Genomic DNA, 11,076 nt, shown 5'->3' with positions numbered 1-11,076 from the left:
GAATCCGAGGCTCAGCGCTTCAGCGCGCGCCAGCCGATGTCGCGGCGGAAGAAGCCGCCGGGCCAGTCGATGCGGTCGACGGCGGCGTAGGCCCTGGACAGGGCGTCCTGCAGCGAGGGACCGCGGGCGCAGACGTTCAGCACGCGGCCGCCGGCGGCGCGCAGCGTGCCGTCGGGGTCCTGCTTGGTGCCGGCATGGAAGACGATGACGTCCGGTCCGAAGTCCTGGTCGGCGCCGCGGATGATTGAGCCGGTGAGCGGGCTTTCCGGATAGCCGTCGGCGGCCATCACCACGCAGACCGCGGACTCGTCGCGGAAGGTCGGCGGCGGCAGCCGGTCGAGCGTGCCCTTCGCGCAGGCCTCCAGGTAGGGGACGATGTCGCCGTCAAGACGCAGCATCAGCACCTGGCACTCCGGATCGCCGAAGCGGACGTTGAACTCGATCAGCTTGGGCCCGTCCTTGGTGACCATCAGCTCCACGTAAAGAACGCCGCGGTAGGGCGCCCCCTCGGCCGCGATGCCGGCGAAGGTCGGCTCCACCAACCGTTTGCGGACCTGCTCGATCACCTCGGGGGTGAAGACCGGCGCCGGCGAATAGGTCCCCATGCCGCCGGTGTTCGGGCCCTGCTCGCCGTCGAAGGCGCGCTTGTGGTCCTGGGCTTCGCCGATCAGGGCGACGTTCTTGCCGTCGCACAGCGCGAAGAAGGAGCCGATTTCGCCCTCGAGGAACTCCTCGATCACCACCCGCGCCCCGGCCGCGCCGAACCGGCCGCCGAGAGCGTCGTCGATGGCCGCCACGGCGTCGGCCCGGGTGGGGGCGACGACCACGCCCTTGCCGGCCGCCAGGCCGTCGGCCTTGACCACGTAGGGCGCGGTGAAGTCGGCCAGGGCGGCCTTGGCGGTCGCCGCGTCCTCGCAGATCCGGTAGCGGCCGGTGGGCAGGTTGTGGCGGTCGCAGAAGCCCTTGGTGAAAGCCTTGGAGGACTCCAGCCGCCCGGCCGCCGCGGTCGGGCCGAAGCAGGGGAAGCCCGCCGCCTCCATAGCGTCGGCCACGCCGGCCGCCACCGACGACTCCGGGCCGATGACGATCAGGTCCGCCGCGATCTCCTTGGCCAGCGCCACCAGGGCCGGCACGTCCGTCGCCCCCACCGGCCGGACCTCGCAACATTTGGCCATGCCGGGGTTGCCGGGCGCGGCGACGAGGCGGGTCAGTTTGGGCGAGGCGGCGATCTTCCAGGCGAGGGCGTGCTCGCGGCCGCCCGACCCGACCAGCAGGATGTTCATGGCGCGCGTTTGGCCCGCTTAGGGCCGGTCGGTCAAGCCGTGGCCAGCCAGCGCATCACCTCGGTCACCGCGCCCGGGTCCTCGCCCTCGGCCGGCGGGGTCGGCGGCCAGGTGATCTCCAGGACGATGCCGTCTGGGTCTTCGAAATAGAGGGAGTGCTGGTCGCCGTGCCGCTCCTCCCAGGAGGCGACGTCGGCCTCCGCCAGCCTGCGCTTCCAGGCCGCGTAGGCCTCGGCGCTCTCGGCGCAGAAGGCGTAGTGGCGCGCGTCCTTGGGCCTGGCGTCCACCGGCGCCTCCGGCGCGCCCTTCAGCGCCACGCAGACCAGCTCGGCCCCGCCGCCCAGGCCGAAGAACATCATCAGGTATTGATAGCCGTCCCAGTCCTCGCCGCTCATCTGCCCGGTCAACGGGAGGCCCAGAAGGTCCCGGTAGAACCCCAGCGTCGCGCCCGCGTCGCGCACGGGGAAGACGACATGGTCCAGGCTGAGCATGGCGGTCTCCAAGCTGTCGCTCGGACCCACTCTAACCTCATCCCGGCCGAAGCGAAGCGAAGAGCCGGGACCCAGGGCGGCGGCGGCCTCTTTCTGGGTCCCGGATGAGTCCGCTGCGCGGCTCTCCGGGATGACGGGCGTGCGTTACCCCTCCAGGTCCAGCGCGTAACCGGCCGAGCGGACGGTGCGGATGGGATCGGCCGCCTCGCCGTGGTTCAGGGCCTTGCGCAGGCGGCCGACGTGGACGTCGACGGTGCGGGCCTCGACGTAGACATCCGAGCCCCAGACGGCGTCCAAGAGCTGCTCGCGGGAGAACACCCGGCCGGGGTTCTGCATGAAGTGGTCGAGCAGGCGGAACTCGGTGGGGCCCAGGTGGACCTCCTTGCCGTTGCGCTTCACCCGGTGGGCGACCCGGTCGATGACGATGTCGCCGATGCGGACGCGGTCCTCGGCGAGGCCCGGCCGCAGGCGCCGCAGCACGGCGCGGACGCGGGCCGACAGCTCGCTCATCGCGAAGGGTTTGACCACGTAATCGTCGGCGCCGGTATCGAGGCCGCGGATCCGGTCGCTCTCCTCGCCGCGGGCGGTGAGCATGATGATCGGCACGTTGCGGGTCTCGGGCCGGGCGCGCAGCCGGCGGCAGACCTCGATGCCCGACACCTTGGGCAGCATCCAGTCGAGGATGACCAGGTCCGGCAGGCGCTCCTTGACCAGGGTCATGGCCTCTTCGCCGTCCGGCGCGAGGGCCACCTCGTAGCCCTCCTTCTCGAGGTTGTAGTGGAGCAGGGTGGCGAGGGCGTCCTCGTCCTCGACAACCAGAATGTTCGGCGTCATGGGGCCTCCTCAAGTCCCAGGGCGTCGGTCTTCGGACGCGCGGAGAGCATCTCCTCGCCCGTGATCTCGTAGTGGACGATCTCGGCGATGTTGGTGGCGTGGTCGCCGATCCGCTCGAGGTTCTTGGCGACGAACAGCAGATGGGCGCAGGGCTCGATCGTGCGCGGATCGCCCATCATGTAGGTCAAGAGCTCGCGGAAGAGGCTGTTGTAGTGCTCGTCCACCTCGTCGTCCCGGGTCCACACGGCGCGGGCGCGCTCGAGGTCGAGGGAGGTGTAGGCGTCGAGCACCTCCTTGAGGCGGCCCAGCACCAGCTTGCCCATCCGGTCCAGCGGCCGGGTCAGGGCGGTCATCGGGCCGGCGTCCTTGATGACCAGGCTGCGCTTGGCGATGTTCTTGGCCAGGTCCCCGCAGCGCTCGAGGTTGGAGGCGATCTTCATCGCCGCCACCGTCCGGCGCAGGTCGTTGGCCATCGGCTGGCGCAGGGCGATCAGCCGGATCGCCTTGCGCTCGATCTCGGCCTCCAGCACGTCCAGCCGGTCGTCGCGGCCGACCACGTCGGCGGCCAGCTTGGCGTTCTTCTTCACCACCGCGGTGATGGCGTCGGCCACCTGGGCCTCGGTCAGCCCGCCCATGCGCGCGCACTCGGCGGCCAGGGTGTTCAGTTCGTCCTCGAAGGACTTGACGATGTGCTCGTTCACGTCCGCCGCTCCCTCAGCCGAACCGGCCGGTGATGTAGTCCTGGGTCCGCGCATCGCGCGGGTTGGTGAAGATCTCGTCCGTCGGCCCGGCCTCCACCAGCTTGCCCAGGTGGAAGAAGGCCGTCTTCTGCGAGACGCGCGCGGCCTGGGCCATGGAGTGGGTGACGATGACGATGCAGTACTGGCTGCGCAGCTCGTCGATCAGCTCCTCGATGCGGGCGGTGGCGATCGGGTCGAGGGCCGAGCAGGGCTCGTCCATCAGGATCACCTCGGGGCTGACGGCGATGGTGCGGGCGATCACCAGCCGCTGCTGCTGGCCGCCGGAGAGGCCCGTGCCCGGTTGGTGCAGCCGGTCCTTGACCTCTTCCCAGAGGCCGGCGCGCTTCAGGGCCGTCTCGACGATCTCGGCCAGCTCGGTCTTGTTCGCGGCCAGGCCGTGGATGCGCGGCCCATAGGCGACGTTCTCGAAGATGGTCTTCGGGAACGGGTTGGGCTTCTGGAAGACCATGCCGACGCGCGCGCGCAGCAGCACCGGATCGACGCCGCGGTCGTTGACGTCCTCGCCGTCGATCTCGATCCGGCCCTCGACGCGCGCCGTCGGGATGGTGTCGTTCATCCGGTTGATGCAGCGCAGGAAGGTGGATTTGCCGCAGCCCGAGGGGCCGATCAGGGCGGTGACCGCCCGATCCGGGATGTCCAGGCCGACGTCGAACAGGGCCTGCTTCTCGCCGTAGAAGACTTTGACGTCGCGGGCGCAGACCTTGGCCGGGCCATTGGCGCCGGCGGCGGCTTTTTCCACGGCGATGTGGAGCTGGCCGGTGTGGTGGCCGGCGGCGTCATCGCGCTGGTGGGGCATCGGTGACCTCTGGCGGGACAGGGGACGAATGAACATCGGACGCCTCACCAACGCCTTTCAAAGCGGCGGCGCAGCAGAATGGCCGCCAGATTCATCACGATCATGAAAACGAGCAGCACCAGGATGGCCGCGGCCGTGCGCTCGTGGAACGCCCGCTCGGAGGCGTTCTCCCAGATGAACACCTGCACCGGCAGCACCGTCGCCGCCGAGGTGAAGCTCTCCGGCGGCGCCGGCACGAAGGAGACCATGCCTATCATCAACAGCGGCGCGGTCTCGCCCAGGGCGTGGGCCAGAGACAGGATCGAACCGGTCATCACGCCCGGCATGGCCAGCGGCAGCACGTGGTGGAACACCGTCTGGGTGCGCGAGGCGCCGACGCCCAGCGCCGCCTCGCGGATCGAGGGCGGCACGGCCTTCAGGGCCGACCGGGTGGCGATGATCACCGTCGGCAGCGACATCAGCGCCAGCACCAGGCCGCCGACCAGCGGCGAGGACCTGGGGATGGCCAGCCAGTTGATGAACACCGCCAGGCCCAGCAGGCCGTAGACGATGGAGGGCACCGCCGCGAGGTTGTTGATGTTGACCTCGATCAGGTCGGTCCAGCGCGTCTTGGGCGCGAACTCCTCCAGGTAGACCGCGGCCAGGACCCCGATCGGGATGGAAAGCAGCGCGGTCACCAGCAGCATCATCGCCGAGCCGACGACCGCGCCCCAGACGCCGGCCTGCTCGGGCTCGGTGGAGTCGGACCGCGTCAGGAAGTCGAAGTTGAAGCCGCTGGTCACCAGACCCTGACGCTTGAGCTCGTCCAGCCAGTCGAGCTGCTGATCGGTCAGCTTGCGCTCGCCCTCGGGCGCATCGCGGTGGACCTCGCCCTTGTAGTAGAGCGCCGCGTCGGCCCGCACCGGACCGGTCACGGTCACCGTCTTGCCGATCAGCGAGGGATCGTCGCGCACCTGGTCCAGAAGCTGGAAGCCGAGGTCGTTGGAGATCAGGGCCATCACCTTCGAGGAGGTGACGCCGAACTCGTCGTCCTGCAGGCCCAGCCTGGCCATCACCGCGTCGGTGACCATCAGGTTGTAGTTGGCGCCGGTCGGGTCGGCCGGATCGATCCGGGCCGGGTCCAGATGGACCGGGACGCTCATGTCGTAGCTGGCGAAGGTCGTGTAGCCCTGCATGACGATCCGCCCGAGCAGGACCGCCAGGAAGGCCAGGGCGACGACGATCGCGGCGCGGCCGTAGAAGCGGAACCGGCGCTCGGCGGCGTAGCGCTTCTTCAGCCGCCGGGCGGCGGCCTCGGACGGCGCGCGCGCGGCCGCGGGGGAAGGGAGGGCCGCGTCAGTCATACTGTTCCCGGTACTTCTGGACGATCCGCAGGGCGATGACGTTCAGCGCCAGGGTGACGGCGAACAGGGTCAGGCCGAGGCCGAACGCCGACAGGGTCTTGGGGCTGTCGAACTCCTGGTCGCCGGTCAGCAGGGTGACGATCTGCACCGTCACGGTGGTCACCGTGTCCAGCGGATTGGCGGTGATCTTGGCCTGCAGGCCGGCCGCCATGGTGACGATCATGGTCTCGCCGATGGCCCGCGAGACGGCCAGCAGCATGGCCGCCATCACGCCCGGCAGGGCGGCCGGCAGCACCACCTTCTTGATGGTCTCCGAGCGGGTCGCGCCCATGGCAAGGCTGCCGTCGCGCAGGGACTGGGGCACGGCGTTGATGATGTCGTCGGACAGGGAGGAGACGAAGGGGATCAGCATGATCCCCATCACCGCCCCGGCGACCAGGGCCATCTGGTTCTGCACCTGCATCAGGTGCTGGCCCAGGGCGTCGAACGGGCCGCCGACGAGCTGGGCGCCCAGGGCGTTGAACCCGCCGCGGAACAGCGGGCCCACGGTCAGGGCCGCGAAGAAGCCGTAGACCACCGTCGGCACGCCGGCGAGGATCTCCAGCAGCGGCTTGACCACCCCGCGCATGCCGCGGCTGGCGTACTCCGACAGGTAGATGGCCGAGAGCAGGCCGATGGGTGCGGCCACGGCCATGGCGATCAGCATGATCAGGAAGGTGCCGACGAACAGCGGCACGGCCCCGAAGGCGCCGGTGGAGGCGAACTGGTCGGCCCGCATGGCGATCTGCGGGTTCCACTGGGTCCCGAACAGGAACTCCAGCGGCGGCACCGCCTGGAAGAAGCGCCAGCTCTCGAACACCAGGGAGGCGACGATGCCGATGGTGGTCAGGACGGCGGCGACGGCGCAGGCCATCAGCACCCCGCCGGTCCAGCGCTCCACCTGGTTGCGGGCGCGCAGCTCGGGCCGGATCTTCGAATAGGCGAACAGGCCGCCGACGACGGCGACCACGGCTGCGAGCGCCGTCAGCCCGCCCCAGCCGAACGGCAGCCGGCCGGCGAAGGCCGCGCCGATCACCAGCAGGATCAGCGCCGGCCCGGCGGCCCAGAGCGCGGCGTAGGCGCCGTAGTAGCCCGGCAGCGAGTGGGCGGCGCGCGGTCGGCCGGCGACGGCCGCCACGATGCGCTGCCGGCCGAGCCAGAAGCTGCCGGCCGAGAGGGCGACGAGGGCCAGCAGTACGACCCAGATGGGCATGGGCGAAGGTTGTCCGTTCTGAACCGGTCGGCCGGCGGGTCCCGCCCGGCCTTGGGCCGCCCGATAGACCTCGTACGCGACAGTTCTATGACAGTTGTGTCGCAATCCGCCGGGGCGGGGCCTCCGCCTCGGCCGGCTCGGAGATCGGCAGGTAGGCGGTGAAGGCCGTTCCCTGGCCCGGCGCGCTCTCCACCACCAGCCCGCCGTAGTGGCGGTTGAGGATGTGCTTGACGATGGCCAGCCCGAGGCCCGTGCCGAGCCGGTCGCCGCTCTTCTGGCCCTCGACCCGGTAGAATCGCTCGGTCAGCCGGGGCAGGTGCTCGCGGGCGATGCCGGGGCCCTCGTCCGAGACCGTCACCGCCACGAAGGGGCCTTTGCCGAGGTCGGGGGTGAGCAGCGGCAGGCGATGGGCGTCCTTTCGCCGCGGGCCGGCCGCGGCCTCGGCCGCCAGCCCCGATTCCACGGCGATCCGCACCGAGCCGCCCTCCGGCGAGTATTTGAGCGCGTTGTCGGTGAGGTTCTGGACCACCTGCACCAGCTGGTCGTGGTCGCCGGTCAGCTGCGCGGGCGCCTCGGGGGTATCCACCTCGATCCGTACGCCGCGGGCCTTGGCCTGCGGGGCGAGGGCGTCGGCGACGTCGCGGGCCACTTCGACGAGGTCCACCGCCTCGGACGGGGGGACGTGCTCGCTGAGCTCGATGCGACTGAGGCTGAGCAGGTCGTCGATGAGCCGGCTCATCCGCTCGGCCTGGGCCTGCATGATGCCCAGGAACCGGTCCTGGGCGGCCGGGTCGCCCCGGGCATGGCCGCGCAGGGTCTCGATGAAGCCGCGCAGCGAGGTCAGCGGCGTGCGCAGCTCGTGACTGGCGTTGGCCAGGAAGTCGACCCGGGTCTGTTCGATCCGGTAGAGCTCGGTGTCGTCGTGGAAGGTCAGCAGCGCCAGCCGCGCCCCATCCGGCCCGGGCTCCAGCGGCCGCGCGGCGACCCGCAGCACCCGGTCCTGCGCCCCGGCCGGCTGGTAGGAGGCCTCGGCGCCGCGGTCCTGGAACAGCGCCTGGTCGAGGGCGGCCAGCACCTGGGGATCGCGCAGCACGGTGACCAGCAGCCCCTCGTCCCGCTGGATGCGCAGGAGCTCGCGCGCGGCGGCGTTGACCAGGACGAACTTCTTGCCGATGGGATCGTCCGGCTCGCGGGCCGAGACGACCAGCACCGGGTCCGGCAAGGCGTCGAGCAGCCGCAGCCACGGCAGCGCCGCGCGCTCGGCCGAGGCGTTGATCAGGAGCGCCGAGGCCGGCCCCTCCTCCCGCCGCGCGGCGACCGCCCCGGCCAGCAGCCCGGCCGCGACCATCACCACCGCGATCGCCATCGCCGCCGCCCGCACGTCGGCCCAGTCGGCGGCCGCCAGGGCGGCGAGCGACAGGGCGCCGACGCCGCCCGCGGCCAGGATCGGCCAGGCGGGGCGGCGCAACCAGGAGGCGGCGGTGGGATGCGGCGGGGGCACGGCGAATCTCCTGCCAGACTTTCATCCAAGCCGTCACCCGTGTCAGGCCGATTACGCCACGCCCAGCCTGGGCTGACCAGGAGAGGAACCAGAGCCCCTGGCCCACGTTGCGCCGCTGGGGAAGCAGCGGAGGGCGGCGATGACCATCATGCAGGAGACCGAGCGCGGCGGGCGGGCCGCGGGCGGCGCGCCGTCCACGGACGACGCCATCGTGATGGCGGTGAAGGGCGCGCAACTGCCGATCGTCATCTCCGACGCCCGCCGCTTCGACCAGCCGATCGTCTTCGCCAACCGGGCCTTCCTGGCCCTGACCGGCTACGAGGAGGCCGAGGTCGTCGGCCGCAACTGCCGCTTCCTGCAGGGCCCCGAGACCGGCGCCGAGGCCGTCGAGACCATCCGCCGGGCTCTGGAAGACGGCGGCCCGGTCGGCGTCGAACTCGTCAACTACCGGAAGGACGGCAGCCGGTTCTGGAACGCGCTGCACATCAGCCCGGTCCGCGACCCAGCCGGCGAGGTGGCCTACTTCCTGGGCTCCCAGCGGGACGTGACGGCGAGCCGCGAGGCCGAGCTGGAGCTGAAGGGTCGCGTCGAGAAGGCCCTCGAGCAGAAGACCGCGCTGCTGCACGAGATCGACCACCGGGTGAAGAACAACCTGCAGCTCATCTCGTCCCTGTTGCTGCTGCAGAGCCGCCGGTCCGACGACGAGGGGACCCGCGCGGCCCTGCGGCGGACCCTGGAGCGGGTCACCGCCGTGGCCACCGTCCACCGCCGGCTGTTTCAGGGCGAGGCCATCGACCGGTTCGACTTCGCCGAGTTCGTCCGCGACCTGGTGAGCGACCTCACCGGCGCGGCCGGCCGCCCGGACCTGAGGGTGCTGCTCGACCTCGAGCCGGTGGAGGTCGGCGCCAGCCAGGCCGCGCCGCTGGCCCTGATCCTGTCCGAACTGGTGACCAACGCCCTGCGCCACGCCCGACCGGACGGCGCCCCGGCCACCCTGCATGTGGCCCTGATCCGCGGCGAGCGCAGCTTCGACATGGTGGTCGAGGACGACGGGGTCGGCCGGCCCGGGGAAGCGCCCGCGGCCGGATTCGGCCTGACCATCGCCGGGCTGCTCGCCCAGCAGCTGCGGGCCGACATCCGCCTGGAGGACGCCGGCCCGGGCCTGAAGGCGACGGTGCGCTGTCCGGTGAGCCTGGTCGTATGAGCCAGGGACGCCCCCTCGAAGTGCTGATCGTCGAGGACGAGGCGCTGCTGGCGCACGAACTGGGTTTCCTGGTGCGCGAGGCGGGCCTCAGCGACGTCGGCCACGCCATGACCTCGGACGAGGCGCGCCGGCTCGCGCGCACCCTGCGGCCGAACCTGGCCCTCGTGGACGTTCACCTTCAGGACGGCCCGACCGGCGTCGATGTGGTGCGCGACATCGCCGGCCACAGCGGCGGGGTCGCCCTGTTCATGACCGCCAACCTGCGCCGGCTGCCCGAGGACTTCGCCGGCGCCTGCGGGGTGATCGCCAAGCCCTATTCCGAACAGGGGATCAAGACCGCCCTCGCCTATCTCGAGACCTGCCTCAGGGGCGGGCGCGCGCCCGGACCGCCGCCCGTGGGCCTGACGCTGTCGCCCGTGTTCGCCCGCCGCTGGGGCGTGGCCGAGGCGATGGAGGCCGGCTGACTTGCCGATCGAAACCGCCGACCTGGTCGGGACCGCCGCGGGCCTCTGCTCGATGGCCAGCTTCACCCCGCAGCTGCTGAAGATCTGGCGGGAGAAGGACGCCTCGTCGCTGTCGCTGCGGATGTACATCGTGACGGTGACCGGCTTCAGCCTCTGGATCGTCTACGGGGTGCTGGAGACCAGCTTTCCGGTGGTCCTGACCAATTCGGTCTGCCTGGTGCTGTCGGGCGCGATCCTGGCCCTGAAGTGGCGCTACAGCCGCCGCGAGGCCGAGGGCCCTTAACGGCGTCGAAAGCCGGGCCGTGGCATCAGCCCGGCATGGAGCGCCCCGACCGTATCGCCCTCCTGGGCGCCGAGGTGGACCTCGTGACCCCGGCCGAGGTGATGGAGTCCGTCGCCGCCTTCGCCGCCGCCGGGCGGCTGGCGGTGATCGCCAACCACAATTCCCACAGTCTCTACCTGCTGAAGCGCGAGCCGCAGCTGGCCGCCTTCTTCCGGGCCGCAGACCTGATCGAGATCGATTCGCGGCCGATGATCCTGTGGGCTCAGCTGCTGGGCCTGCCGGTGCGCGGCCGCCACCGCTGCACCTACCTCGACTGGCGCGCCGACTTCTGGAGCCTGGCCGAGCAGAAGGGCTGGCGGGTCTTCTACCTGGGCGGGGCGCCGGGCGTGGCCGAGGCGGGCGCCGAGCGGCTGCGCCAGCGCTGGCCCGGTCTGAACCTGGCCGTTCGTCACGGCTATTTCGACGCCCGACCGGAGTCCGAGGAGAACCTCGAGGTGGTGGGCCAGATCCGCGAGTTCGATCCGCACGTGGTGCTGGTCGGCATGGGCATGCCGCGCCAGGAGGCCTGGATCCACGAGAACCGCGCCGCCTTCCGGCGCGGGGTGTTCATGCCGGTCGGGGCGGCGATGGACTACGAGGCCGGCGTCCAGTCGGTCGCGCCGCGATGGCTGGGGCCGATCGGCCTGGAGTGGCTCTACCGGCTGGCGACGCAGCCGCGGCGGCTCGCCTTCCGCTACCTGGTGGAGCCGTGGTCGCTGCTGCCGGCGATGGGCCGCGACGTCGCCGCCCGCCTGAAGCGATCCCGCGGGCGTCCCGGGTCGGCCCAGGCCGTTGGCGCCGGAAACGGGCGCCGATAGGATGGCG

The 11,076-nt window shown here is 71.4% G+C and carries 12 protein-coding genes; 4 read left to right on the top strand and 8 right to left on the bottom strand.

From position 1 onward, the window contains the following. Positions 1-11: 11 nt before the first annotated feature. The 8 genes from purD to ACFSC0_RS11100 form a co-directional block, all read right to left on the bottom strand. A complete protein-coding gene (gene purD, locus ACFSC0_RS11135) occupies positions 12-1,283 on the bottom strand; it encodes a phosphoribosylamine--glycine ligase (protein ID WP_377282862.1) in 1,272 nt (423 codons plus the stop codon). Between the two features lie 32 nt (positions 1,284-1,315). Beyond that, positions 1,316-1,774, bottom strand: a complete 459-nt coding sequence (locus ACFSC0_RS11130; RefSeq protein WP_377282863.1) for a VOC family protein — start codon at positions 1,772-1,774, stop codon at positions 1,316-1,318. Positions 1,775-1,918: 144 nt separating this feature from the next. Next, positions 1,919-2,608 carry a phosphate regulon transcriptional regulator PhoB gene (phoB, locus tag ACFSC0_RS11125; RefSeq protein ID WP_377282864.1) on the bottom strand — a complete coding sequence of 230 codons (690 nt, stop codon included), beginning with the start codon at positions 2,606-2,608 and terminating at the stop codon, positions 1,919-1,921. After that, positions 2,605-3,309, bottom strand: a complete 705-nt coding sequence (gene phoU, locus ACFSC0_RS11120; protein ID WP_377282865.1) for a phosphate signaling complex protein PhoU — start codon at positions 3,307-3,309, stop codon at positions 2,605-2,607. Before phoU ends, phoB begins: the two co-directional genes overlap by 4 nt. A gap of 13 nt (positions 3,310-3,322) precedes the next feature. Beyond that, a complete protein-coding gene (pstB, locus tag ACFSC0_RS11115; RefSeq protein ID WP_377282866.1) occupies positions 3,323-4,201 on the bottom strand; it encodes a phosphate ABC transporter ATP-binding protein PstB in 879 nt (292 codons plus the stop codon). Positions 4,202-4,209: 8 nt separating this feature from the next. After that, entirely contained in the window at positions 4,210-5,508 is a 1,299-nt protein-coding gene (gene pstA, locus ACFSC0_RS11110; protein WP_377282867.1) for a phosphate ABC transporter permease PstA, read from the bottom strand. Beyond that, positions 5,501-6,760 carry a phosphate ABC transporter permease subunit PstC gene (gene pstC / locus ACFSC0_RS11105; RefSeq protein ID WP_377282868.1) on the bottom strand — a complete coding sequence of 420 codons (1,260 nt, stop codon included), beginning with the start codon at positions 6,758-6,760 and terminating at the stop codon, positions 5,501-5,503. Before pstC ends, pstA begins: the two co-directional genes overlap by 8 nt. Before the next feature lie 85 nt (positions 6,761-6,845). Next, positions 6,846-8,261, bottom strand: a complete 1,416-nt coding sequence (locus ACFSC0_RS11100; protein ID WP_377282869.1) for a sensor histidine kinase — start codon at positions 8,259-8,261, stop codon at positions 6,846-6,848. A gap of 139 nt (positions 8,262-8,400) precedes the next feature. On the opposite strand from ACFSC0_RS11100, the gene ACFSC0_RS11095 reads away from it, so the two are divergent. From ACFSC0_RS11095 to ACFSC0_RS11080, 4 genes are read left to right on the top strand one after another with little or no spacing between them, the layout of a single operon-like run. Beyond that, a complete protein-coding gene (locus ACFSC0_RS11095) occupies positions 8,401-9,465 on the top strand; it encodes a histidine kinase dimerization/phosphoacceptor domain -containing protein (RefSeq protein WP_377282870.1) in 1,065 nt (354 codons plus the stop codon). Next, complete coding sequence (locus ACFSC0_RS11090) at positions 9,462-9,929, top strand: response regulator (RefSeq protein WP_377282871.1); 468 nt, start codon at positions 9,462-9,464, stop codon at positions 9,927-9,929. The genes ACFSC0_RS11095 and ACFSC0_RS11090 overlap by 4 nt, the downstream gene beginning before the upstream one ends. A 1-nt stretch (position 9,930) precedes the next feature. Then, the gene (locus ACFSC0_RS11085) at positions 9,931-10,212 is read left to right on the top strand and encodes a SemiSWEET family sugar transporter (protein ID WP_377282872.1); all 282 of its coding nucleotides are present in this window, start codon (positions 9,931-9,933) and stop codon (positions 10,210-10,212) included. Between the two features lie 35 nt (positions 10,213-10,247). Beyond that, positions 10,248-11,069 carry a WecB/TagA/CpsF family glycosyltransferase gene (locus ACFSC0_RS11080; protein WP_377282873.1) on the top strand — a complete coding sequence of 274 codons (822 nt, stop codon included), beginning with the start codon at positions 10,248-10,250 and terminating at the stop codon, positions 11,067-11,069. The last annotated feature ends 7 nt before the right edge of the window (positions 11,070-11,076 follow it).

The organism is Phenylobacterium terrae (assembly GCF_042681205.1).
Taxonomy (GTDB): domain Bacteria; phylum Pseudomonadota; class Alphaproteobacteria; order Caulobacterales; family Caulobacteraceae; genus Phenylobacterium; species Phenylobacterium terrae.
Note: the sequence above shows the minus strand (reverse complement) of the source record. Positions and strands in the feature narration are given on the sequence as shown.